Below are 24,127 nucleotides of genomic sequence, written 5' to 3'. Positions count from 1 at the left end.
CCTCTATGGACATAGCTTTGGACAGTGACGGGAACCGGAACCAACCCCTGCTGCTTGCCCTGCGCGCCCTGAAACTCGGCGACCTCCTGGTGGCGGTTCCGGCCCTGCGGGGCTTGCGGCGGGCGTTTCCGGAGCACCGGATTTTGTACGCCGGGCCGGCCTGGATCGCGGGGGCCTTGGAGTTGGTGGGCGGTGTTGAACACCTGCCAACACCAGGGTTGGACGAGCCTCTCACCCTTCCGCACGGTTCGGTGGATGTGGCCGTCAACCTGCACGGAAACGGCGCGGAGAGCCGGCTCCGCATTCAGGAACTGGGCGCCAACCGCGTTGTTGCACACGCATCCGACGGAATCGCCGGACCTTCATGGATCACCGGCATTCCGGAACGTGAACGCTGGACCCGCCTGCTCACCTGGCATGGGATCGACGCCGATCCCCTCGACTACCGCCTCAACCGCCCCACCGTCTCCTCGCCACGCCCCGGCGCCACCGTGATCCATGTGGGTGCCGCGTACGGGAGCAGGTTGTGGCCCGTGGAACGGTTCGCCGACGTCGCTGTCGACCTCGCCGCTGCAGGGCACCGCATCGTCCTCACAGGGGGCGCTTCGGAGCGTGCCCGGGCGGAGGAGGTGGCCGCTTTGGCAAGGCTCAAGGGAGCAAACCTCGACGACGGCGTGCTTGCCGGGCAGCAGGGCCTCGCCGAATTCGCGGCGACCATCGCAGAAGCGCGCCTGGTGGTTTCCGCCGACACCGGCGCAGCCCACCTGGCATCCGCCTACGAGCGCCCTTCCGTGGTCCTCTTCGGGCCGGCGCCAGCGGAGGAGTGGGGACCGCCGCCGGGACCGCACGTGGTGCTGACCGCCGTCGAACTCCGCCGCGGTGATGTCTTCTCGGCCGAACCCGACCCCGCACTGTTGGCCGTCAGCGTCCGCGACGTCCTGGACGCCGTGGAGCGTCTTGGCTGCTAGGCAACAGCGGCGGTCAGGGGGCCGTCCCGTTCCGGAGCTGGGCTTCGTCGTCCAACAGTTGCTTCTGGAGGGCAACCAGAACCCTTGAGAGTTTCCGTGACACCTGCATCTGCGAGATTCCCAGGGCTTCGGCGATGGTGGACTGCGTTTCCTCCCGGTAATAGCGCCGGTAGAGCAGGTGCCGGTCTTCCGCACTCAATCCGCGGATGGCGTTCCGCAGCGCAAGAACGTCTTCGAGCCTGTCTGTCGGGCAACCGAAGGCGGACAAGGATCCGTGAAGTCCGTCGCGGCCTTCCGCGGCGGGGGCATCCAGCGAATCGGGCCGCTTGCTGGTTCCAGCCGTCAGGGCTTCCTGCACCAGGCCCGGCTCAAGCTTCAGGTCCGTTGCCACATCTTGCGGTGACGGCGTCCGCTGCAGGGTTTGGGTCATCTCTTCCGTGCGGGCCAACACTTGGCGCCGCACGTCCTGGATGGGACGCGGTGGCCGCACTACCCAGCAATGGTCGCGAAGGTACCTTTTCACCTCGCCGGCAATTGTTGGGGCTGCGTAGGCCGGGAAGCTGACGCCCTTGGCTTTGTCGTAGCCACGTGCCGCCTTGATCAGGCCCATGTAGGCAACCTGGCGGACGTCATCCAGGTCATGGGTGTGGGCGGAGTATCGGGCGGCAATGGACTTGGCCAGATTGAGATGGTCCAGGACCAGGCTGTCCTGGAAGCTTTGCCGGATGCTCCCTTCGGGTGCATTGGCGGGGGGACGTGTCAGGACGTCGGACGGTGGGATTTGTCGCATGGGGCTTCAATCCTCAAACCTGCTGGGGTGGTGAGCCCACGGCAAGACTCCTTAAAAAGAGAAGCACACTTACTATTAGCTTTCAACGGGTTTAGGCTCAAAAGGTAGCCGCGTCCACCGAATCGGAGATTTACATGGAAGAACCACAGCTCGCAGCGCCGAGCACGGTCCTGGCCGATATCCAGGACATGCTGCTCAACACCCCGGATGTGGAAGTGTTCCTCGAGGAGTTGGCACGGCACTCGGCCGGCATGTTCAGCAACTCCGATTCAGAGGTCTACTGCGGAATTACGCTGATGCGTCAGAGGACCGCGGGCACGGTGGCCAGCAGCAGCGAACGTGCGCGGCGACTCGACGAGGTTCAATACGCGTTCGCCGATGGACCTTGCCTCCACGCCTGCCGCGAGGGCACCCAGGTCCACATACCCGACTTTGAGAAAGACAACACCTGGCCGGAATACAACGAGGCCATCACTGGCCACGGCGTACGTTCAGTGTTGGCCGTTCCCTTCCCGCTCCCGGACGACACGTCCACGGCGGGCCTGAACCTGTATTCCGACCGCCCCAACGCCTTCGACGCAGCGGCCGTGCAGCGCGCCAACGACTACGTGGTGCAGGCTTCCAAGGGTCTTCAGCTGGCCATACTGCTGGCACAGCACAGCCAAACAGCGGCAAACCTGCGTGCCGCCATGGAATCCCGCACCGTTATCGACGTGGCGACCGGCATCATCATCGCCCAGAACCGTTGCACCCAGGAAGAAGCGATCGAACTGATCAAGAAGGCTTCGAGCAACCGGAACGTCAAGCTCCGGGCGGTGGCACAGGCAATCGTCGAGTCAGCCGGGGGCGGGCAGGTTCAGACGTACTTCCAGTGAGTGCGGATCCTTACAGCAGGCCGCGCAAAACCAGCGCCGCGCCGTCGTCGAGCACGGACGCGGTGACCTCGTCCGCAACGGCGAGCACCTCATCGGGGGCTTGGCCCATGGCGATGCCGCGACCGGCCCAGGTGAGCATCTCGATGTCGTTGCGGCCATCGCCCACGGCCACTGTGTTGGCCTGGTCCGTGCCGAGCCGGCGACGGAGAGCCTCCAAGGCGCTGGCCTTGGTGACACCCTCAGCGGCGATGTCCAACCAGGCCGTCCAGCCGACGGAGTAGGTCACGCCGGAAAGCCCGATGTGCCGGATGGCCTCGTTGAACTCCTCGGAAGTGTTCTCGCTGCTGAATACCACTACGCGGACAGCTGTGGCATCGAGCATCGTCTGGAAATCGACACCGATGGACTCCACGCCGAAGCTGGCATCCTGGAAACGCTCCGTGGAAAGGAAGTTGCCGTCCTCGTCCTCCAGGGCGTACTTGGCGTTGGGCAGCCGTTCCCGCAGCGCCTTCAGGGCGGGAGCGGGGTCGAACGTTGCTTTGTGGATGATCTCGTAACCGGATTCCAAGGCGGGATCCAGTCGGAGGGTCACGCCGCCGTTGCAGCACACTGCATAGCCCCGCTCCATGCCGATCTGCTGGATGATCGGCAGCGTCGCGTTGAGGGACCGGCCGGTGGCGATCATGACGTCGTGCCCCTTGGCGACCACTGCCTGGGCAGCGGAGCGAACCTCTTGAGTCATGTGGCCGTCATGGTCAACCAGGGTGCCATCGACGTCCAGGGCGATCATGAGCTTGGTGTTTTCGTTGGGCTGGTCATCGATGCCAGCAACTGGAGTATCAGTCAAAATAGTCATGCTTCCAGTAGACCAGACACCGCCGACACTCAACTAGGACCGGCGCCACAGCGGGCGATTAACGGAGCGTGAACAGTGTCATCACAGTGCGCTCCGGAGGACGGCGAGTTGCTGCGTCGCCCGGGTCATCGCCACGTACCGGTCCACGGCGCCTTCGATCCCGGCACCGAAATCGTCCGGGTCGATCAGGACCACGAGGTCGAATTCAAGGCCCTTGGACACCTCCGGGGTGAGCCGGCTGACCCGCTCCCACTGCGGGTTTTCGCCCACGACCGGCTGGCTGATGACGCAGGCGGTGCCCTCACTGTTCGCATCGAGCCACGCGTCCAGGATCGTTTCCAGGTCCTCTCTCACGCCATGGACCACCGGGATCCCGCTGCTGCGGACCGAGGTGGGTACGTTCGCGTCCGGGAGGGCGGCACGGATGACGGGTTCGGCCTCCACCATGACTTCTTCGGGAGTGCGGTAGTTGATGCTGAGGCCGGCCAGGGCAACATTTTCCATGCCCACCCGGTGAAGGCGTTCCTCCCACGATTCCGTAAACCCGTGCCGGGCCTGGGCGCGGTCCCCCACCACTGTGAAGCTACGGGACGGGCAGCGCTGCAGCAGCATCCGCCACTCTGCGTCCGTCAGCTCCTGGGCCTCGTCCACCACGATGTGCGCGAAAGGTCCGGTGAGGACATCCGGATCGGGTATTTCCACAGCGTCCTGGCCTGCCAGCTTCTCCCTCATGTCGTCGCCGCGCAGCATGTACATTTCCAGGTTCTCGGAATCATCGGCGGCAATGAGGTCGTCCACCACCCGGTCCATGAATTCGCGCTCCGCCGCCAGGACCGCCGCCTGCCGCCGGCGTCGGGTGGATGCCTCCGGGTCGCCGAGGCGCAACCGCGCCGAATCCAGCAACGGGAGGTCGGCCGTAGTCCACGCCTCCGGGTTTTCGCGATGAAGCATCTCCCGCTCCCCGGGCTGCAGGTGCGGAGCGCACAACCGGAGGTAGGCCGGCACGCGCCACAGGTCCGCCACCAGCGCCGCGTAATCGAGAAGCGGCCACGCCCTGTTGAAGGCCGACTGCAGCTCCGCGCCCTGGCTCAAAGCCCTGCGACGCATGGCCTCCGGCACATCGTGCTCGCCCAGCTTGTCCGCCAGGATCTCAAGCAAAGCATCCCAGACGTCGTCCCTCGCTTCGTTGTGCGGCGTACCGGGCTCGGCCGCTTCAAAAGCCTCCGCCCAATCGTCGCTGCCCAGCCAAATGTCGGCATAGGGGGTCTCCACTTCCATGCCCTCGGTTGGCGGCTCTTCGTAAAACCTCACACCGCGTTCAATTGCCTTGATCATCTCCACGGAAGATTTGAGCCGGGCCACCTCGGCATCGCGTTCGACGCCGGCACCGGCACCTTCGGGGACAAGGTCCCGCAACGTGCACGTTTGCACGCCCTCCTCCCCCAGGCTTGGGAGGACATCGGCCACGTACGCCAAATAGCGCTGATGCGGTCCGACGAACAGTACGTCGCTTCTTCCGTGGTTGTTGCGGTGGCTGAGCCGGGGATCGGAGTACAGAAGGTAGGCCGTGCGGTGCAGGGCAACCACCGTCTTACCGGTACCAGGACCGCCGTCGACCACCAGCGCCCCACGCGAGCCGGCACGGATGATCCGGTCCTGGTCGGATTGGATAGTCCCCAGGACATCCCGCATCCGCGGCGAGCGGCTGCTCCCAAGGCTCGCGATAAAGGCGGACTGGTCATCAAGCGCGGCATTTTCTTCCATGCCGGCAGCGGTGAAAACTTCGTCCCAGTAGTCGGTCACCCTGGCACGGGTCCAGCGGTACCGGCGCCGGCTCACCAGGCCCATCGGGTTGGCATGTGTTGCTCCGAAGAACGGTTCGGCAGCGGGTGACCGCCAATCGATCAGGAGCCTCTTCCCCTGGCTGTCGGTGAGGCCCAGCCTGCCGACGTAAACCGGTTCCGGGCTACCGGCTGTCACCATGCGGCCAAGACACAGATCCAATCCAAAGCGGCGGAGTCCCCGCAGCCGGGCAGTAAGCCTGTGGATCTCCTGGTCGCGGTCCAAGGCAGCCTGGCCACGGCCGCCGGGCTGCTTGCGGGTGACCTCCAACCGGGCGGACAGTTCAGCGATCGATTCCTCAAGGCTGGTTGCAATGGCGTCGAACTGCCGCTCATCAGCGCCGATCAGTTGCGGATCCGCTTTGCGTGCAAGGTGCCCGGGCAGGGCAAAGGCACTGGTTCCCAGGCGGTTGTTTTCAGGCATCCCACGACTCCCTTTTGCGTTGGTTATGGGGTTCGGGGATCAATTGTTCGGCACCAGGGGGGCCTTGCCGCAAGCCCCCGGGTGGGTTATACATTGAATATGGAAGGGATAATTCCCTTCCTTTTTTGTGCCCGTTTCATGCCCGGGTTGCGTGCCCGCCCCTTGCGCGTTGGGTAGGGTTGCCGGATGCGTTCACGACTGACCGGAGCCCAGCTCTCCGCACTCTACGACCTGGAAAACCGCTGGGCAGAGGACGACGATTTCTTCTTCGACTTCGTGAACGAGCAAGCGAACCGACGGGTCCTGGACCTGAGGTGCGGGACGGGGAGAATCACCTTGGCGTTGGCCGCCCAGGGGCATGACATGGTGGGCGTCGACCCGAACCCCGACTCCCTCGCGGCAGCCCGCGGCAAGCCTGGCGCTGATGGTGTCAGGTGGATCGCAGGCACATCGGCCCAGATCCCGGAGGGGGAAGTTTTCGACGTCGCAATCATGACGGCGCACGTCGCCCAGGCCATCCACGACGACGGCGAATGGTCCCGTACGCTTGCCGACGTTCACCGCGCGTTGATACCCGGGGGGCGGTTGGCCTTCGATTCCCGGGACCCTGATGCCAGGGCGTGGGAGGGCTGGACGCCGACGGCGACGCGGCGCCGGCACACGCTTCCCGACGGTACCGCGGTGGAAACGTGGATGGAGAGTGATCAGCTCCGCGAAGGACTCGTAACCCTCACCGAATACCGAGTCCTCGACGAAAGCAGCAGTGAGACAGGGACCTCGATGCTTGCGTTCCGCCCAGAGGAACAACTGCGCCGGGATCTGGGCGCAGCGAGATTCACCGTGGAAAGGATCCTCGGCGGCTGGGCCGGCGAAAGCGTGGGCAGCGGCCAAGGCGAGCTGATCGTCCTGGCGCGCAAGCCCAGCTGACTAAAGAACCGGAAGGACCTCAAGGCCACCAAGGTACTTCTGCAGCGCCTTGGGAACATTGACCGAACCATCAGGGTTCTGGTGGTGCTCAAGGATGGCCACGATCCAGCGCGTAGTGGCCAGGGTGCCGTTCAGCGTTGCAACGGCACGTGTTCCCTTGGCTACGCCTTCGTCGTTGACCACGCGTTCGCGGATGTTCAGGCGGCGGGCCTGGAACGTGGTGCAGTTGGACGTGGACGTGAGCTCACGGTAGGCGTTCTGCGTGGGGACCCAGGCTTCACAGTCGAACTTCCGGGCCGCGGACATGCCGAGATCACCGGCAGCGGTGTCGATGACGCGGTAGGGAAGCTCGCACTTGGCCAGCATCTCCTCTTCCCAGGCCAGCAGGCGCTCGTGCTCGGCGGCTGCTTCTTCAACCGTGGTGTAGATGAACATCTCCACCTTGTTGAACTGATGCACACGGATGATGCCGCGGGTGTCCTTGCCGTGCGAACCGGCCTCGCGGCGGTAGCAGGAGCTCTGGCCGGCGTAGCGGATGGGGCCTGCTGAGAGGTCCAGGATTTCGTCTGCGTGGTAGCCGGCGAGGGCCACCTCCGAGGTTCCCACCAGGTAAAGGTCGTCTTCAGCGAGACGGTAGATCTCGGCGTCGTGCTTTACGTCGAAACCGGTGCCCTGCATGGTCTCCGGACGCACCAAAGTGGGGGTGATCATGGGGACGAAGCCGGCGTCGATGGCCTGCTCCATGGCCATCTGCAGCAGTGCCATTTCCAGCCGGGCGCCCACGCCGCGGAGGAAGTAGAAGCGTGAGCCGGAAACCTTGGCGCCACGCTCCATGTCGATCGCGCCGATCAGTTCACCGATTTCCAGGTGGTCCTTCGGCTCAAAGTCGGTGAACTCACGCGGTGTACCGACGGTCTTGACCACAACGTAGTCGTCCTCGCCGCCCTCGGGAACGCCGTCCACTACCAGGTTGGGGATGACGCGCAGCAGCTCATCCTGCTTGGCCTGGGCAGCGGCTGCCTCTGCGGACGCGGCCTTCACCGAGTTGGCAAGTTCCTTGACCTCGGCCAGCAGGGCCTGCTTCTCCTCGCCCTTGGCCTGGGCCACCTTTTTGCCGAAGGCGTTCTGCTCGGCGCGGAGGGTCTCGTGGCGGATCAGCGCAGCACGGCGGTCGGAGTCAGCGGAGATGATCGCGTCCACAACGGACTCGTCGGCGCCACGGGCGCGCTGGCTGGCACGGAACTTGTCCGGATTTTCGCTGAGGTCTTTTACGTCGATCACCACACAAGACTATCGAATCAGCCACGGATTTCCGGTCCGCAGGGCCAAAAGCGGGCAGCTCTGCGGACGCGGCAAAGTCAGGGGTGCCCATGAGGATAGTGTTGGAGCACGATGAACGACTGGATCCTGTACGTGATTCTCGCTGGGGGCGTGGCTTTTGCCGTCTCGAGCTGGTGGGGCGTGCGCAGGCTGAAAGCCAGGCACATCAGGAGCGCGGTACGGGAGGAAGCACACAAGCCCGGCCCGGGAGACCAAAAGGTCGCCGTGATCCTCAACCCCGTCAAGAACAACGCCGCCGTGGCCCGCCAGGCGATCATTGATGCTTGCGACCTCGCCGGTTGGGACGCTCCGAAATTCTTCGAAACCACGGTGGAGGATCCCGGTTACGGCCAGTCGCGCCAGGCCTTGGCGGACGGGGCCGACGTCGTTCTGGCGTGCGGCGGCGACGGTACCGTACGCGTTGTGGCCGAGTCGCTGGCGCATAAGGACGTTGCCATGGGCCTGGTCCCGTTGGGCACGGGAAACCTGCTGGCACGCAACGTGGACCTGGACGTCACGAACCTCGCCGAGTGCATCCAGACAGCCTTGTTTGGCCACCAGCGCTACATCGATACTGCCACCATGGGGATCGAGAACGACATCACGGGGACCAAAGGGGAACACACTTTCCTGGTCATCGCGGGCATGGGCCTGGACGCTGAGGTCGTCGGAGACACGAAGGAAGACCTAAAGAAAAGCGTCGGCTGGCTCGCCTACACGGAGGCGGGTGTCCGGCACCTGCCCGGCCGCCGAAAACGCGTCACCATCACCATGGATGACGAGCCCGAGCAGGCACGCAAAATCCGCAGTGTCCTGTTTGCCAATTGTGGTTTGATCCCCGGCGGCATCGACTTCATCCCGCAGGCCATGATCGACGACGGCATGCTGGACATCGTGGTGATGAGCCCCCGCAGCGCCTTTGGGTGGCTGGCCATGTACACAAAGGTCCTGTTCAAGCACAACCGGAACCTACCCATGATGAGCTTCTACCGGTCCGGCAAAGTGGTGATCCGCAGCCAGGAACCCATGGCCACACAGCTCGACGGCGACCCGTCGGGTGAAGCGACGACCGTCACCGTTCAGGTGGCCCCGGGTTCCCTGCTGGTGCGGGTGCCGAAGGCAAAGTCCGTCTAGACCGAACCGGCGTCCGGCTGGGCGGCCTTCTCTCCAGCTTCCTCAGTGGCGGCTTTTGCGGCCGCGCGGGCCTCGGCCTGCTCCTTGATCATTGCTTGTTCTTCTTCAAAGCGGAGCCGGTCTGCCCGATCGGCTTCATCGCCATTCCAGTCGTCCTGGTTTTCGCCTGTGGGCTTCGGATTGACGATCATGCCCTGGCCGTCTTTGTCATCCCGGTGTACAGACATGACCGCTCCTTTCGTTGATGCATTCATCCATCGTTTGTGGATCAAGCAAGCATACGCACAGTTCTGCCAAGGGGAAAGGGCGTTGGCCGTGCCCTGTGGAGAAGGCTTACTGGCCCTTCAGGATCGAGTCGACCCAGGCGTGCGCGGACGCGAAGGCAGCGTCTGAAGTGTGTGGGGCAACCACAGCAGGCTGCTTGTCGGCCCGCGCGTAGGAGCCAAGGAAGCGCGTTGCCGGGCTGATCCGGTGAAGGCCGGCCAAGGCATCAGCCACCCGCGAATCGGAGGCGTGGCCGTCGGCGTCGATGCTGAAGAAATAGTGGCCAAGGTACTGACCCGTGGGCCGGGATTCGATGCGGCTGAGGTTCACGCCCCTGGAGGCGAACTGGTCCAGGATCTCCATGAGGGCGCCGGGGTGGTCTTCGGGCAGCGGAACAACGACGGTGGTCTTGTCGGCACCGGTCCGTTCCGGCAAAGCTCCGGGCCGGCTCACCAGGATGAACCTGGTCACGGCGTCCGGGTTGTCTCCGATGTTCCGTGCCAGGACGTTGAGGCCGGGTTGCTCGTCGGCAATCAGCGGGCCGCAGATGGCGGCTTCGTAGGGCGCATCCTCGTCCAGCAACCCCATGGCCGCCGCTGCCGTGGACGAACCCGGAACGTAATCGGCCCCCGGCAAATGCGTATCCACCCAGAGCCGGCATTGCGCCCAGGCGTGCCCGTGCGTGGAGATCCGCTTGATGTCGGACAGCCCGACGCCGGGCCTCGCCACGAGCACGAAGGTGATGGGAACAAGGGCCTCGCGGATGATCCGCAGCTCCTGTCCCGTGGCAATCGCGTCCAGGGTGGCAGTAACCCCGCCCTCCACCGAGTTTTCGATGGGAACCATGGCCGCGTCCGCTTCGCCCTGGCGCACCCGTTCGAGTGCCGTATTGACGTTGGTGCAGGGAATCCGTGTGGCGTCAGCAGCACCCGGAACCTGCAGGAGGGCCGCTTCAGTGAACGTGCCTTCAGGTCCCAGGAAGGTGTACGTAGCTGCTGGCATTGAGTATTCCTTGCTGGTTATATACGAGGTTGGTGACGGCCGGACGGGGGCTACAGCACCACGGGCTTGAGGCCGTTGTCAGAGACCATCGGCTTGCCGGCTTCGAACCACATGTCCATTCCGCCGGCGACGTTCACGGCCGAGTAGCCCTGGCCCACCAGCCACTGGACCGCGCGGAAGGACCGCCCACCGGTCCTGCAGATGACGAAGAAGTCCTCGTCCGGATCAAGTTCGTCCAAGCGCGCGGGCAACTGGTCCATGGGGATATGGCGTGCACCTTCGGCGTGCCCGGCCACCCATTCGTAGTCTTCGCGGACGTCCAGGATGCTGGCACCGGCCGGAATATCGCCCACAGGCACGGTATCGAAGTCGCTCATGGTGGATCCTTCCCATCGATTAAGGTCAGCATCCAGCCTAGTCCCCGGAGCCTGACCCCGTAACGCGGCGGACGGCTTCGCTTGCGCGCAGTGGCTTGGGCGTTAAGACTGGTGACCAAGCACTCCCCCACAACCGGCTACTAGGAGCAACCCATGGCTGCTGGGCAACCCACGATTCTGGCCACCTCCGGCGGGTACAAGCCGGGTGAGCGGACCAGGATCGAGTTCAACCACCTGATGCACTACGCCGTGGAACTGTCCGGCGTGACGGGCCGGGCGCCCCGGGTGACGCACATCGGCACGGCATCCGGTGATCAACGATGGTGGGCCGCTGAGATGGACCAGGCTGCGCGCATCGCCGGGTTCGACTTCAGCCACCTCAATCTCTTCACCATGCCCAACATCGACGATCCGGAAGCCCATCTGCTGGAGCAGGACGTGGTGTGGGTCAATGGCGGCTCTGTGGTAAACCTGCTGGCCGTTTGGCGTGCACACGGACTGGACCGGATCCTCCGCAAGGCGTGGGAGGGCGGGGTTGTCCTGGCCGGCGTTTCAGCGGGATCGATTTGTTGGTACCAGGGCGGTGTGACGGACTCCTTCGGGCCGGAGTTGCGCCCGGTCACCGACGCCCTGGGCTTCCTCCCTTACGGCAACGGTGTCCACTACGATTCCGAGCTGCGCCGGGCGCCCGCAATCCACAAGCTCGTGGCCGACGGCACGCTGGGCGAGACGCACTGCACGGACGACGGCGTGGGGCTGGTTTACCGGGGCACGGACCTTGTGGAGGTGGTGTCCGAAATCAAGAACAAGGCCGCGTTCCGCGTGACTGCGGGCGCCGGCGAGAGCGTGGATGCCGTGGCTGTGGAGGAACGGTTGGAGTCGCGTTTCCTTGGCTGATCCGTCGACGCAGGATCTTTCCGGCCTGACCGCGGTCCAGCTCCGCGACGCCCTCGCCGCCGGGAAGCTCTCCGCCCGCGAGGCAACAGCGCACTTCGTGTCCATGATCGGGCAGCGCAACCCGCACCTTGGCGCCTTTGTCACTGTTACGGCCGAGCAGGCACTCCTCGATGCCAAGACGGCCGACACCCTCCGTGCGCGGTTGGTCCGGGAGGGCCGCCTGGAAGAGCTGCCGCTGCTGCACGGCATGCCGACGGCTTTCAAGGACCTCACCGATGTTGCCGGCGTCCCCACTACTCACGGCAGCGCCGCGCTGGACCACAAACCGGCACCGGAGGATGGAGCCCTGGCGTCAACGCTGAAAGCCCAGGGTGTGGTTTCCCTGGGCAAGACCCAGGTGCCGGAATTCGGCTTGACGGCCTACAGCGAAAACCGCGTCGCACCGCCGTCGCGCAATCCGCATGCTCCGGGGCGAAGCTCCGGCGGCTCGTCGGGAGGCAGCGCTGCCGCGGTGGCCGCGGGACTTGTCCCGTTCGCACCAGGGACCGACGGCGGCGGCTCCATCCGGATTCCCGCCGCCGCCTGCGGGCTCGTGGGACTGAAACCGGGGCGGGGCCTGGTTCCTGCCGGGGTGGGCGCCGGGGATGCCGCCAAGTTGGTGGTTGCCGGGCCACTCGCACGGAATGCAGCGGACGCGGCGCTGCTCATGGACGCGCTGGTTCCCCCGGAACAAGCGCCCGACGGCGGCTTCCTCGCCAATGTCGGCCGGGCGCCGGAATCCCTGAGAATCGGCGTCAGCTTGGACAGCCCGTGGGCCGGTGTGTACCCCTTCGAGATCGGGCAGGAAGCGCGGGATGCCCTGGAACTGGGCGTGAAGCTGCTGGAAGAAGCCCGACACAGCGTAGGCGAAGCGGAAATCCGATACGACAACCGCTACCCGGAAGCGTTCACCACCGCCTGGACTGCCGGCGTCGGGAGTGCCCGGATAGCACCCCCGCGCGAGCCACTGCTGACCCCGCTGACCAGGACCTTCCGTCGTCGGGCACAACAACGCAGCGCTTCCAAAGTCAGCGAGGCCTTGGCCTTTCTCCGGCAATTCGAACACGACACCATCGCGCAGTATGCGGAATGGGATCTCATTCTGATGCCTGCCTTGGCGCAAACGCCGCGCCCCATCGGGTGGTTCACGGGCGGTGGGCACAGCGGCGAGCCCTGGCCGAGCGAGTGGGCGGGCGACGCGGATGAGGATTACAAACGGCAGTGCCAGTATGCACCGTGGTCGTCAATGGTGAACGTGTGCGGACTGCCCGCTGTCAGCATTCCTGTTCACACCACGGCGGCCGGATTGCCCATGGGAATCCAGCTCATTGGCCCGGCAGGTTCAGAACTGAAACTCCTGCAGCTTGCGTGTTCCCTGGAGGCCGCAAAAATGCCTGTCTAGTATATGGAAGGTGGTTGCCTGGGGCATTCATCGATGTGACAATGCCCGCAGTCAGTGCCAGCATTAAGAAAATGAGCACACCCCAAACCACGGCTGAGTCCGCAAAGCCAGCGGGCGATACGTCGTTCTTCGGCCACCCAAAGATGTTGGCCAGCCTCTTCTCCGTGGAAATGTGGGAGCGTTTCTCCTTCTACGGCATGCAAGGAATCCTGCTCTACTACATGTACTTCACCGCCGAGCAGGGCGGTCTCTCCATCGACCAGGGCCTCGCCGCTGGTTTGGTGGGCGCGTACGGTGGCGGCGTTTACCTGTCGACGATCCTCGGCGCCTGGCTCGCCGACCGTCTCTTCGGTTCCGAGAAAGTCCTTTTCGGTTCGGCCATCATGATCATGGCCGGGCACATTGCCCTGGCTCTCCTCCCGGGAATACCGGGCCTCATTGCCGGCCTGGTGCTGGTTGGCATTGGCTCCGGTGGCCTGAAAGCCAACGCAACGGCGCTGGTAGGTACCCTTTACGGTGAGAAGGATGAGCGCCGCGACGCCGGCTTCTCCATCTTCTACATGGGCATCAACCTGGGCGGTCTTATTGGCCCGCTGGTCACAGGATGGCTGCAGACGAGTTACGGCTTCCACATCGGCTTCGGCGCTGCAGCGGTGGGTATGGCGATCGGCCTGGTCATCTACTCCTTGGGCCGCAAGCGTCTCCCGGACGAAGCACACCGCGTTCCCAACCCGCTCCCGGCGAAGGACCGCACCAAGTACGGCCTGATCTTCCTGGGCATCCTGATTGTGGTGGCCGTCCTGCTCGGCACTGGATTGGTCAACGCCAACAACCTGGCCAGCAGCATGGCTTACGCCGCGATCGGCGCCGCAGTGATCTACCTCTTCCTGATCTTCCGTAGCCCGTTGGTGACCGGCCTGGAGCGCAAGCGCGTAGTGGCCTTCATCCCCTTGTTCATTGCATCGGCCGGGTTCTGGGCGCTGTTCCAGCAGCAGTTCACGTTCATCGCCGTGTACTCGCAGGAGAAGCTGGACCGTAACCTGTTCGGCTGGGAAATGCCCGCCGCATGGGTCCAGTCCATCAACCCCGTCTTCATCATCATCTTTGCCGGTGTGATGGCTGCCCTGTGGACGAAGCTTGGCTCCAGGCAACCGAGTTCACCGTTGAAGTTCTCCGCGGGCCTGCTCATCATGGGCCTGGCGTTCCTGGCGTTCATCCCGCTGGCCGGAGAAGGCAAGACCCCGCTGCTGGCCCTGGTGGGGATCCTGTTCCTGTTCACCCTGGCCGAGTTGTTCCTGTCTCCCATCGGCCTGTCCGTGAGCACCAAGCTCGCCCCGCAGGCATTCCACACCCAGATGGTGGCACTGTTCTTCCTGTCGGTCTCGCTCGGAACCACCTTGGCAGGCATCCTCGCGGGGCTGTACAACCCCGACGACGAGCTCCCCTACTTCCTGGGCATCGGCGGCGTGGCAGTGGTCCTGGCCGTTGGACTTGCCGCGGCATCGCCGGCAATCAAGAAGTTGATGGGCGGCGTTCGCTAAGACTTTGCCCAGCGACACGCAAACGGACCAGCGCCGCCCACATCCGGGCAGCGTTGGTCCGTTTCTCTGTCCCCGGCGAATTTGGGTGGCGTAGCCTGCGTTAACCAACGACGGCGCCCCTTGCGTCAGGCGGGATTCCCACCTGACGCAAGGGGCGCCGTCGAACGTTTTTGTTTAGTAGTTGTACCTGTTGGTGGAGGCACCGATGGCGGCGAAGAAGATGATGCCGAACACCACCGTCAGCGCGATTCCGAGGTAACCCATCACCAAACCGGCGATCGCCATGCCCTTGCCTGCAGGTTCACGCTTAAGTGCGAGGTGGCCCAGGATCACGGCAGCGATCTGCGGGAGGATGAAGAATCCGAAGCCGATGTAGACGGCGATACCGCACACCATGCTGGCGATGCTCAGGCCCTTGGGCTGGGTGGGCGTTGCGTAGTAGGCGGGCTGGCCATACGGAGACTGCGGCTGGCCGTAGGGCTGCTGGCCGAAAGCCTGCTGCTGGTACGGGCTCGGCGGCTGGCCGTACGGCGAGGCAGGCTGCTGGCTGTAGTCGCCCGGGGTGTAGGCGTCCTGGTTGCCCGGCTGGCCGTAGGTGTTCTGCTGGCCGTAAGTGTTCTGCTGGCCGTAAGCGTTCTGCTCATACGGCGGCAGCGGCTGGGTGGCGTTGCCCTGGTCGAACGACTGGGCTGGCGGCTCGAACGCCGGCGGGACGGGAGCGCCCGGGGCCGGCGGCACGGGAGCGCCCGGGGCCGGCGGCACGGGAGCGCCCGGGGCCGGCGGGTTCTGCTCGGGAGCGCTGAACTGCGCCGGAGGAACGTACTGCGGCGGCTCGTAGCCGGCCGGCTTATCCTCGTTACCCTTGGATGGCTGATCTGACATAGGAATCCCCCTGAATGTGGTCTTTGATCCCAACACTACCGCCGTCCGGGGCCGCATATAAGGTAGCGCGCATTGTGGCGGCCGGCTGTCTTGGCGGAAGGCCGGCACTAAGGTCACTTATGGTAAACGCGGAGTGAACCTTTGGCGATACCGGGAGATATCGTCCGAAGAAGTCCGCCATTCGGCGTCACAGGGGCCGGATCACGGACATTTCGTGTCAGCGGGGCCCTCGGTCTGGCATGCTGGACCCCATGGCTAGCCGAGCGGGCACAGTTGCCCTTCCCCAGGACCTTGTTGACATCACAGCCCTGCTGGACGCGTATTTCGACGTAGCTCCGGACTTGGGCGATCCCGCGCAGCGCGTGGCGTTTGGAACTTCGGGGCACCGCGGTTCCAGCTTGAAGGCGTCGTTCAATGAGCCGCATATCCTTGCCATCACACAGGCAATCGTTGAGTACCGTGGCCGTCAGGGCATCACCGGGCCGCTGTTCATTGGCCGCGACACGCATGCCTTGAGCGAGCCGGCGCAGAACTCCGCGTTGGAGGTGCTGGCCGCCAATGGTGTGACCGTTCTGGTGGATGCCCGCCACGGATACACACCCACTCCGGCCCTGAGCCACGCGATCCTCAAGTACAACCGTGAAGCTGCGCCGGGCACACCCCAGGCCGATGGCATCGTGGTTACCCCCAGCCACAACCCGCCGGGCGACGGTGGCTTCAAGTACAACCCCCCGCACGGTGGCCCGGCCGACACCGACGCCACTGGCTGGATCGCCGACCGCGCCAACCAGTTGCTCGAGAACGGGCTCCGCGGCGTCAAGCGCATGCCGCTCAACGATGCCCTGGCTGCTGACACCACCGGCAAGTTCGACTTCCTCAGCAGCTACGTCGACGACCTCCCGTCGGTGCTGAACCTCGACGCCATCCGCGAGGCCGGCGTCCGCATCGGCGCCGACCCCATGGGTGGAGCTTCCGTGGACTACTGGGGCGAGATCGGCGAGCGCCACCAGCTCAACCTGACCGTGGTGAACCCCACCGTGGACCCGCAGTGGGCCTTCATGACCCTCGACTGGGACGAGAAGATCCGCATGGACTGCTCATCGCCGTCGGCCATGGCGTCGCTGATCAAGCGGATGTCCGATTCCACCGGCTCCTCGGGCGCGGGCTCAGCGTTCGACATTGCCACGGGTAACGACGCCGACGCCGACCGCCACGGGATCGTGACGCCCGACGGTGGGCTGATGAACCCGAACCACTACCTCGCCGTCGCCATCGACTACCTGTACCGCAACCGCAGCGGCTGGAACCCGGACTCAGTAGTCGGCAAGACGCTGGTGTCTTCCTCGATCATCGACCGCGTTGCCGCCGGACTCGGCCGCAAGCTGGTCGAAGTTCCGGTCGGCTTCAAGTGGTTCGTCCCGGGCCTCCTGTCCGGCGAAGGGGCATTCGGAGGCGAAGAATCTGCCGGCGCCTCCTTCAACAAGCTTGATGGCAGCGTGTGGACCACGGACAAGGACGGAATCCTGCTGGCCTTGCTGGCGTCGGAGATCACCGCTGTGACGGGCAAGTCGCCGTCGCAGTTGTACAAGGGCCTCACCGACCAGTTCGGCGCGCCTGTCTACGCCCGCATAGACGCTGCCGCCACGCGTGAGCAGAAGGCCAAGCTGGGCAAGCTCTCCGCTGCCGACGTCACTGCCACCTCCCTTGCCGGCGAAGAGATCACTGCCAAGCTCACCGAGGCTCCCGGCAACGGCGCTTCGATCGGTGGTCTGAAGGTCGTCACCGAGAACGCCTGGTTCGCGGCCCGCCCCTCCGGCACCGAGGACGTCTACAAGATCTATGCCGAGTCGTTCAAGGGCGCAGACCACCTAAAGCAAGTTCAGGAAGAGGCCAAGGCGCTGGTGGACGGGGTCATCGCGTAGTGTCGGGGCCGCTGATCGAGGAGATGTCCCCAGCGGAGGAAGAGTGGATTCAGGATCTTCTCCGTTCATTCCAGCAAGTGGGTTCGGCGGTGGACGGCCCTGGGAGCGATCATCCACGCACTGATCTCGAGTACATCGACGCCCTGTGGCAGATGACTGTCAACCATGTCGAGGATGAGCCCGATTTCGATCCCAACGCGATGATCAACATCATGGGCGCAGCTCTTGGAGATCACCTCATCAGGGAGGTCCCCGGGCTTCGGTGGGTTCTGGGCACCTACCCGGACGGCGTAACGGAAGCCACAGTGCACCACCAGACCGGCAACATTGTGGTGCATCCGATGAACTTCATCGGCAAACGCTGGCCCGCCCGCTCGGAGGAACCGGGCACCTGGATATCGCAACAGGCAGCTGGCCTGGTCCAGGGGATTCAGGGGGCGCTTGCGGCGGCATCTGGTGGTACCAACGCCGCGCAAAACAGCTAGCGACACCCAAACGGATTGAGGACACCTGAATTTGGGTGTCCTCAATCCGTTTCTGCGTCATCAGGCGTTATGGGTGTCCTGGACGACGGCCCCGGGATGACTAGACGGTGCGGACGACATCGTCGTAAGCGAACTTCGGCTTGGCTTCGCCCCAGGCGTCCGGGCCGGGCTGTCCGATGTTGACCACGAGGAAGCTCTTCTGGTCGCCGGCCGGGAAGAACTCGGCGTCGATGGCGGCGAAGTCAGCGCCGGTCATCGGGCCAGCGGCGAAACCGAGGGAGCGCACGGCCAGGATGAAGTAGCCGGCCTGGAGGTGGGCGTTGTTGTTGCCGGTGGAGGCAGCGAAGGCGGGATCGGCGTCATACATTGCCTTGGGGGCGCCGTACTCGGGGAGGAACTTGTCCCACTGTCCCTGCCAGTCGGTGTCGTAAGACAGGATGGCGACCAGCGGAGCTGAGGCGGTCTTGGCCTGGTTGCCGCGGGACAGGTGGTCTACCAGCTTGGCCCGGGCTTCGTCGGAGCGGACGTACGTCACGCGGAGCGGCTGGGAGTTGAAGGCGGTGGGGCCGAACTTGGTGAGCTCGTAGATGGCGCGGGCCTGCTCCTCGGTGACCTCACCGGAGAAGCTGTTGGCGGTACGGGCTTCGGCAAAAATGGCGTCGACTGCTGCGGCGTCAATGACTGCTTCTTCGTGGGCAATCGTCATTTGTGAACCTTTCGCTGGGCCCTGACCCTGGGCTGGCCGGGCACTTCTGCTTTCCATGGTTGCAACTTCAACTTCCGCTGTCCTCTTCCCATGACGGCCCGTGACGTTGGGCACAGCGGGAAAATGGGTAGCATCGTTTTTACGAGCCGGCGTCCGTGTGGGTTGGCGTCTCAACTGTGGGAATGACGACACCAGAAGGGGCCTGATGCCTACCTTTCCCCTGGCGGCCCCTCGACGGGCCCTGGCAGTACTTGTCCTGCTGCTTCTGGCGTTCCTGCTCCCCTCCACGCAAGCTTGGGCCTTGGACCGGCAACCGGCCGACGGCGACGATCCCGGTCAGCGCTACTTCGGAACTTTGCTCGACTGGGACAAGGACTCAGCTGCGGACTACGCCCAGCGCCTCGGCGAGCCAGCTGCCCTGTACGGACAGAACGTATCCATGCCCATGGACGAAGGCGGTCTGGATTACCTCAGGGATTACTTCTCCCAGGTAGCCGGCCAAGGCTCCCACGCGCTGCTCACCGTACGTCCCGGAATATCCCTCCGGGACGTCAGCGACGACGCCGCGGCCACTTTTGCACGTCAAATCACGACGGCGGCTGCCGGCTTCAGGGGCAAGGTCTTCGTCCGCTTCGCACCGGAAATGAACGCCCCATGGGTGGCTTGGGGCCAGGAACCCGAAGCATACCGGGCAGCATTTGGCCGGGTTGCTGCCGCGCTCAAGAGCAGCCTGGCAGATCCCGTGATGGTGTGGTCGCCGACAGCGGAGAAGGACTACCCGTTCCAGACGGCCACGTCCACGCCACCCAAAGGCGTCCCCTTGGCCTCGCTGGACACCAACGCTAACGGCGTCTGGGACCTCGACGACTCCGCGTTTGACCCCTATTACCCGGGCGATGACGTTGTGGACTGGATAGGCCTGTCCATTTATCACGACACCACCGGTGCAGGCTCCGCCCAGAACACCCTCCCTGCGGCCGACGAGTTCAACGATTCCCTGCACGCGTCCAGTGGTGGCACCGGAACGGACAATTTTTATGGCACCTATGCACAAGCCCGGAACAAGCCGCTGCTGATCGAAACCGGGGCTTTCTACTCGCCAGGAGCCGGCGGCGCCGCAGAGATTGACGTCAAGCAGACGTGGTGGCACCAGGTCTTCGCGTCGGTGGCCCAGCCCGAGAATGGGTCCGTCCGGGCAGTGGTCTGGAACGAAACCACCGATGCACGCGATCAGAGCAAGGTGTCCATTGACTGGCGCGCCACCGCCCAACCGTTGCTGGCCGCTCCATTCCGAACCTCTTTGGACACCTCCGGCCTAAGAGTCGGTCCTGTCACCGAGAAGGGGCTGAAGGACGTTCCGGGTCTTGAGATCCCGCAAGCGAAGTCCGACACTGTGATCCGTGGATGGGCTGCATGGGCCACCGCCGGAACGGTCCTCGTGGCCGTCGCGGCACTCTGGCTTCTGTCATCGCGGGCGGCCCCCAACAAGTGGTCGTACACGGGTTCCGGCAGGCGGGATGCCAGGATCGACATGCTCCGCGGACTGGCGATCGTCTTCGTGGTGGTCAACCACGTGGGCATCAACTCGGTTTTCCAACTGCTGAGCCAGGAGACCATCGGAGTGGTCTCCGGGGCGGAACTCTTTGTCATGCTCTCCGGGGTGGTGCTGGGCATGGTCTACGGGCCGCGCATCTCCACGGAGCTGGGGGACGTGGTGGACGGGACAACCAAACGGGCGTGGAAGCTCTACTTCACCGCCCTGGCCGTGGTCCTGATTGTCTACGGTCTGAGCCTGCTCCCCTTCATTAACGCCGCTGCCGTCACCACCTTCACCGATCAAGGCACAGGCGCAGCCGGGCATTCAGCCGCCGGAACGACCTATGACCTCTACGCCGGGATGGAAGGTTTGCTGCAGTTTCCGGTCCCGCAAGGCCTGATTCCGGCCCTGCTGTTGTTGCAGGTCGGTCCGTGGCAGTTCAACATCATGGGCCTCTACGTCATCCTGTTGTTGATCAGCCCTTTGATCCTGGTGGCACTGTCCCGCGGACTCACCTGGCCGGTGCTTACGGTCAGTCTGGCGCTCTACATCGGTGGATCCGTGTTCCGGTTCCGGTTGCTTCCCTCGCAGTTCGAGGACTCCTTTCCCCTGCTCGTATGGCAGTTGCTGTTCGTCCTCGGCATGACTGCGGGGTTCCACCGCCAACGAATCATCGACTGGTTCGCCCATCCCCGTCAGCGGATTCTTCTGGGCGTGTGCGTTTTCCTGGCCGCAGCCTGCGCGCTTTTCTCGTGGAGCGGACCCTATCTGACAAACCAGTTGGATGTGCGCCTTGCCCTCATCCCGGAGACCACGTTCAGGTACCTCTACGACACCTTCTTCGGCCGCACTTATCTGGGCCCGGGCCGTGTTGTGAATGTCCTCGTCATAACCATCGCCCTTTATGCCCTCCTGAGTGCGTTCTGGAAGCCGCTCTCACGCGCTGTTGGCTGGTTCTTCATACCTCTTGGCCAAGCCACCCTGTACGTGTTCATCATGCACGTGTTCTTCATCGTGGCTATCGCCAACATCCCGGCGCTGCGGGACGGCAACCTCTGGCTGAACTCGGCCGTGTACGCAGCTTTACTCGCCATTCTGTGGGTCATGGTGAAAACGAAGTTCCTCTTCAAGCTGGTTCCACGGTAAGCAGCTTTAGCGGGGCGGCGCGGGTACTTTGGCGGTAATGTTGCACCGAATCCCAATACTCTTCTGAGGAAGGCTCCGCCATGAGCATGCTCGGCACCAAATGGAAGCTCCACGGTAATGGCAAGTCCATCCGCCCCGGTCACGTGGTGGCACCCGATGAGCGGCTCGCCTGGCCCCTGACCATCGGCATCGGCATGCAGCACGTGGTTGCCATGTTCGGCGCGACTTTCCTGGTCCCGATCATCACGGGCATGCCGCCGGCCACCACGCTGTTCTTTTCCGGTATCGGAACACTGCTGTTCCTGGTGATCACCAAGGGGCGAGTGCCCAGCTACCTGGGATCGAGCTTCGCGTTCATCGCCCCGATCATGGCGTCCCAGCAGCAGTACGGCGTTGGCGGCGCCTTGGGCGGCGTGGTGCTTGCCGGCGTCGTACTGGCGCTTATTGGTGCGGTGGTCCAGAAGTTCGGCGCCGAATGGATCAACCGGCTCATGCCGCCGATCGTCACCGGCGCCATTGTCGCGCTGATCGGCCTGAACCTGGCTCCGGCGGCGAAGGCGAACTTCGACCTCGCGCCCGTCACCGCGCTCATCACGCTGGTGACGATCATCCTGGTTTCTGTACTGTTCCGAGGCATCCTTGGGCGCCTGAGCATTCTGGTGGGCGTCGTTGTCGGCTACCTCGTGGCGATGATGCGCGGCGAGGTCAGCTACGAAAAGATGGATGCCGCAGCCTGGGTTGGCTTGCCGTTTTTCCAGACGCCCGAATTCCACATCGGCGTAGTGGGTCTGTTTGTGCCGGTGGTGCTGGTGCTGGTGGCTGAGAACGTGGGGCACGTGAAGTCGGTAGCCGCCATGACGGGCCAGAACCTCGACGGCGTCTCCGGCCGCGCGCTGATGGCCGACGGCGCCGCGACGGTACTTGCCGGGTTCGGCGGCGGTTCCGGTACCACGACGTACGCGGAGAACATCGGCGTCATGGCGGCCACCAAGGTCTATTCGACGGCGGCCTACTGGGTGGCCGGCGTCTTCGCCATCCTGCTGAGCTTCTCCCCGAAATTCGGCGAACTGATCGCGACCGTCCCGCCGGGTGTCCTGGGCGGTGCCGCGACCATGCTCTACGGCATGATCGGCGTGCTTGGCGTGAAGATCTGGGTTCAGAACAAGGTCAACTTCTCCAACCCGATCAACCTCACCACCGCTGCTGTGGCCTTGATCATCGGCATCGCGGACTACACCTGGACCATCGGTGAGCTGAAGTTCACGGGCATTGCCCTTGGCTCCGCTGCTGCGCTGGTGATCTACCACGGCATGAAGGGACTGGCTCGCTGGCGCGGGACCGTCGCTGAGCCGGAAACCGAGACGGCGGGGCTGCCGCCAGCGGTGAAGTCGGCGATGAACGCTGCGGCCAAGCGGGGCGGGAAGAAAGGGAAGTAGGCGGTAGCAAGCGAGGCGCCCGGGATTCGCCCCTGAACAAAATCGCCTCTGAACAAGGGAACGGCACCCGCTGGCTGAGTCGGTGACTTGAGTCTTCATGCCGTCGCAGGACCGGGACAACGCCTGCTCGTAGGCCTTGTCCCGGCGCTTTCAGTACCCTGCCGGCGTAGCCCCGCCTAAGAGGCGACACCCGCTGGATAGCCGTACACAGTGACCGGCATAAACATCGACGCACCGTCATCAATTCATCAGCTCGCGTCGTTGTGCGAGCAGCTGGGGTACTGATACCGCCGATCCGCAGCGGCTTACAGAGGACCACTCAGGGCTCTTGCTACCGTCGACGTGCTGACCCCCAAGGTATCCGCAATTTCACTGAGGGTCAGCTTCTTGCTTCTAAGGTTGCGCGCCGTCTCAAGCTTGTGTGGGGTCATCGCCGGAGGTCGGCCGCCAAGGCGCCCACGCGCACGTGCGGCTGCGAGCCCCACAGTTGTTCGCTCCGACAACCTGCTGCGTTCATAGTTCGCGATGGACTCGAATAGCTTGAGAATGACAGGGCCGTACTGGCCATCGGTATCCAACCAAGGTTCTCCCACTACACGGAAGCTCACGCTCCGCTGGGCCAGCAGCGCCATGATGCCCGCCAAGTCTGAGGTACTCCGCCCCAGCCTGGTCAGGTCACTCACAAGCAGCGAGTCCCCCGGCTGGAGCACCTTGTAACAGGCCCCCCATTGCTCCCTCAGCTCGGTAGCTCCGGTTGCACGCTCCTCATAGACATCCACAGCTCCGGCTGCCTTGAGCATTCGAACCTGATCCGCCAGCGACGGACCAAGCGTGCTTTCCCTGGCGTAACCAATAGAAATATTGCGCCTATCCAATTTCCCAAAAACCCCCATTTTTGAGTTGAAACTATTTGAATATCGAATTGAGTTTTGACAGATAGAGACCGGCGGATGGGCCCGGCAGGCTTACTGCGTTCACAAGTGATCGATAATGACTTTCGGGAAGCGCGCCAGCGATCCTGACCTGGCCTGAAGAACAGCATCCGCATCGCCAGTATGGCATAAGGAAATTAGAAACTAAAACAACTTTAAGAAACCCCTTGATGGCTCTTGTCACGTTCTCAACCAGAAGTGATACTCGAGTTACAACCGGCAAAGTAGCCGTGTAATTATCACCTAGGGAGGAGGGATGATGATGAAAAGCAACTATTCTGCTCCGCGTGTAGCGCGGGTGGGTTCGTTCCGTGAAGTGACAAACGGTGTTTGGTTCGGACGCTGGCGCGACATCTTCGGCGGTCGGGCATTCGTTAAGGTCGACGTCGGCTGATAGCAGTACAGAGGTACGAGCGGGAGCCTC

General features: G+C 63.9%; 22 protein-coding genes. 12 read left to right on the top strand and 10 right to left on the bottom strand.

The genetic code is table 11. The features are described 5' to 3' along the window. Positions 1 to 5 precede the first annotated feature (5 nt). Positions 6 to 968 (top strand): glycosyltransferase family 9 protein, encoded by a 963-nt coding sequence (locus HMI60_RS00675; RefSeq protein ID WP_193590369.1) that lies wholly within the window; start codon positions 6 to 8, stop codon positions 966 to 968. Between the two features lie 13 nt (positions 969 to 981). Here the strand turns inward: HMI60_RS00675 and HMI60_RS00670 are convergent, their stop codons facing one another. Beyond that, the gene (locus tag HMI60_RS00670; RefSeq protein ID WP_018778369.1) at positions 982 to 1,758 is read right to left on the bottom strand and encodes a sigma-70 family RNA polymerase sigma factor; all 777 of its coding nucleotides are present in this window, start codon (positions 1,756 to 1,758) and stop codon (positions 982 to 984) included. 134 nt (positions 1,759 to 1,892) lie between these two features. Between HMI60_RS00670 and HMI60_RS00665 the strand changes: the two genes are divergently transcribed. Continuing rightward, on the top strand, positions 1,893 to 2,633 hold the full coding sequence (locus HMI60_RS00665; protein ID WP_189076516.1) for a GAF and ANTAR domain-containing protein: 741 nt from the start codon (positions 1,893 to 1,895) through the stop codon (positions 2,631 to 2,633). 10 nt (positions 2,634 to 2,643) lie between these two features. On the opposite strand, the gene HMI60_RS00660 is transcribed toward HMI60_RS00665, so the two are convergent. Together HMI60_RS00660 and helR are read right to left on the bottom strand one after the other, a co-directional pair. Continuing rightward, positions 2,644 to 3,489, bottom strand: a complete 846-nt coding sequence (locus HMI60_RS00660; RefSeq protein ID WP_039239123.1) for a Cof-type HAD-IIB family hydrolase — start codon at positions 3,487 to 3,489, stop codon at positions 2,644 to 2,646. Positions 3,490 to 3,570: 81 nt separating this feature from the next. Beyond that, positions 3,571 to 5,754 (bottom strand): RNA polymerase recycling motor ATPase HelR, encoded by a 2,184-nt coding sequence (gene helR, locus HMI60_RS00655; protein ID WP_193590368.1) that lies wholly within the window; start codon positions 5,752 to 5,754, stop codon positions 3,571 to 3,573. Between the two features lie 186 nt (positions 5,755 to 5,940). On the opposite strand from helR, the gene HMI60_RS00650 reads away from it, so the two are divergent. Further along, positions 5,941 to 6,681 carry a class I SAM-dependent methyltransferase gene (locus tag HMI60_RS00650; RefSeq protein ID WP_193590367.1) on the top strand — a complete coding sequence of 247 codons (741 nt, stop codon included), beginning with the start codon at positions 5,941 to 5,943 and terminating at the stop codon, positions 6,679 to 6,681. Here HMI60_RS00650 and serS read toward each other — a convergent pair whose 3' ends face one another. Further along, on the bottom strand, positions 6,682 to 7,962 hold the full coding sequence (gene serS / locus HMI60_RS00645; RefSeq protein WP_026267258.1) for a serine--tRNA ligase: 1,281 nt from the start codon (positions 7,960 to 7,962) through the stop codon (positions 6,682 to 6,684). A 111-nt stretch (positions 7,963 to 8,073) separates the two neighbouring features. Here serS and HMI60_RS00640 point away from each other — a divergent pair, with 111 nt between their 5' ends. Continuing rightward, complete coding sequence (locus HMI60_RS00640) at positions 8,074 to 9,135, top strand: diacylglycerol kinase family protein (protein ID WP_018778375.1); 1,062 nt, start codon at positions 8,074 to 8,076, stop codon at positions 9,133 to 9,135. Here HMI60_RS00640 and HMI60_RS00635 read toward each other — a convergent pair. From HMI60_RS00635 to HMI60_RS00625, 3 genes are all read right to left on the bottom strand, one after another. Next, entirely contained in the window at positions 9,132 to 9,362 is a 231-nt protein-coding gene (locus HMI60_RS00635) for a hypothetical protein (RefSeq protein ID WP_193590366.1), read from the bottom strand. The two genes, HMI60_RS00640 and HMI60_RS00635, sit on opposite strands and share 4 nt — an antisense overlap. Before the next feature lie 106 nt (positions 9,363 to 9,468). Continuing rightward, positions 9,469 to 10,401 (bottom strand): prephenate dehydratase, encoded by a 933-nt coding sequence (gene pheA, locus HMI60_RS00630; protein WP_018778377.1) that lies wholly within the window; start codon positions 10,399 to 10,401, stop codon positions 9,469 to 9,471. Between the two features lie 50 nt (positions 10,402 to 10,451). Beyond that, positions 10,452 to 10,778: a rhodanese-like domain-containing protein gene (locus HMI60_RS00625; protein ID WP_018778378.1), complete on the bottom strand. Its 327-nt coding sequence runs from the start codon at positions 10,776 to 10,778 to the stop codon at positions 10,452 to 10,454. A gap of 153 nt (positions 10,779 to 10,931) precedes the next feature. Between HMI60_RS00625 and HMI60_RS00620 the strand changes: the two genes are divergently transcribed. Genes HMI60_RS00620 through HMI60_RS00610 form a run of 3 tightly spaced genes read left to right on the top strand, consistent with a single transcriptional unit; the run spans position 10,932 to position 14,657 of the window. Continuing rightward, positions 10,932 to 11,675 (top strand): peptidase E, encoded by a 744-nt coding sequence (locus HMI60_RS00620; protein WP_018778379.1) that lies wholly within the window; start codon positions 10,932 to 10,934, stop codon positions 11,673 to 11,675. Then, the gene (locus HMI60_RS00615; RefSeq protein WP_227453622.1) at positions 11,668 to 13,116 is read left to right on the top strand and encodes an amidase; all 1,449 of its coding nucleotides are present in this window, start codon (positions 11,668 to 11,670) and stop codon (positions 13,114 to 13,116) included. Before HMI60_RS00620 ends, HMI60_RS00615 begins: the two co-directional genes overlap by 8 nt. A 41-nt stretch (positions 13,117 to 13,157) precedes the next feature. Next, positions 13,158 to 14,657: a peptide MFS transporter gene (locus HMI60_RS00610; RefSeq protein WP_079581996.1), complete on the top strand. Its 1,500-nt coding sequence runs from the start codon at positions 13,158 to 13,160 to the stop codon at positions 14,655 to 14,657. A gap of 174 nt (positions 14,658 to 14,831) precedes the next feature. Here the strand turns inward: HMI60_RS00610 and HMI60_RS00605 are convergent, their stop codons facing one another. Continuing rightward, on the bottom strand, positions 14,832 to 15,539 hold the full coding sequence (locus tag HMI60_RS00605; RefSeq protein WP_193590364.1) for a DUF4190 domain-containing protein: 708 nt from the start codon (positions 15,537 to 15,539) through the stop codon (positions 14,832 to 14,834). A 251-nt stretch (positions 15,540 to 15,790) separates the two neighbouring features. Between HMI60_RS00605 and pgm the strand changes: the two genes are divergently transcribed. Both pgm and HMI60_RS00595 read left to right on the top strand, forming a co-directional pair. Beyond that, the gene (gene pgm, locus HMI60_RS00600; protein ID WP_026267259.1) at positions 15,791 to 17,461 is read left to right on the top strand and encodes a phosphoglucomutase (alpha-D-glucose-1,6-bisphosphate-dependent); all 1,671 of its coding nucleotides are present in this window, start codon (positions 15,791 to 15,793) and stop codon (positions 17,459 to 17,461) included. After that, positions 17,461 to 17,946: a DUF3806 domain-containing protein gene (locus tag HMI60_RS00595; RefSeq protein ID WP_193590363.1), complete on the top strand. Its 486-nt coding sequence runs from the start codon at positions 17,461 to 17,463 to the stop codon at positions 17,944 to 17,946. The genes pgm and HMI60_RS00595 overlap by 1 nt, the downstream gene beginning before the upstream one ends. Positions 17,947 to 18,046: 100 nt before the next feature. Here the strand turns inward: HMI60_RS00595 and HMI60_RS00590 are convergent, their stop codons facing one another. Further along, a complete protein-coding gene (locus HMI60_RS00590) occupies positions 18,047 to 18,652 on the bottom strand; it encodes a malonic semialdehyde reductase (RefSeq protein ID WP_018778385.1) in 606 nt (201 codons plus the stop codon). Between the two features lie 205 nt (positions 18,653 to 18,857). Between HMI60_RS00590 and opgC the strand changes: the two genes are divergently transcribed. Further along, positions 18,858 to 21,335 (top strand): OpgC domain-containing protein, encoded by a 2,478-nt coding sequence (gene opgC, locus HMI60_RS00585; protein WP_193590362.1) that lies wholly within the window; start codon positions 18,858 to 18,860, stop codon positions 21,333 to 21,335. 80 nt (positions 21,336 to 21,415) lie between these two features. Beyond that, complete coding sequence (locus HMI60_RS00580) at positions 21,416 to 22,771, top strand: uracil-xanthine permease family protein (RefSeq protein ID WP_018778387.1); 1,356 nt, start codon at positions 21,416 to 21,418, stop codon at positions 22,769 to 22,771. 305 nt (positions 22,772 to 23,076) lie between these two features. Here HMI60_RS00580 and HMI60_RS00575 read toward each other — a convergent pair whose 3' ends face one another. Beyond that, positions 23,077 to 23,664, bottom strand: coding sequence for a recombinase family protein (locus tag HMI60_RS00575; RefSeq protein WP_193590361.1), 588 nt, complete (start codon positions 23,662 to 23,664; stop codon positions 23,077 to 23,079). Between the two features lie 295 nt (positions 23,665 to 23,959). On the opposite strand from HMI60_RS00575, the gene HMI60_RS00570 reads away from it, so the two are divergent. Beyond that, a complete protein-coding gene (locus HMI60_RS00570; RefSeq protein WP_018778389.1) occupies positions 23,960 to 24,097 on the top strand; it encodes a lasso RiPP family leader peptide-containing protein in 138 nt (45 codons plus the stop codon). The last annotated feature ends 30 nt before the right edge of the window (positions 24,098 to 24,127 follow it).

Origin of the sequence: Paenarthrobacter sp. YJN-D (assembly GCF_015040335.1) — a bacterium.
GTDB classification, from domain to species: domain Bacteria; phylum Actinomycetota; class Actinomycetes; order Actinomycetales; family Micrococcaceae; genus Arthrobacter; species Arthrobacter nicotinovorans.
The sequence above is the reverse complement of the archived record's forward strand: the minus strand, read 5'-3'. Positions and strand labels throughout refer to the sequence as shown.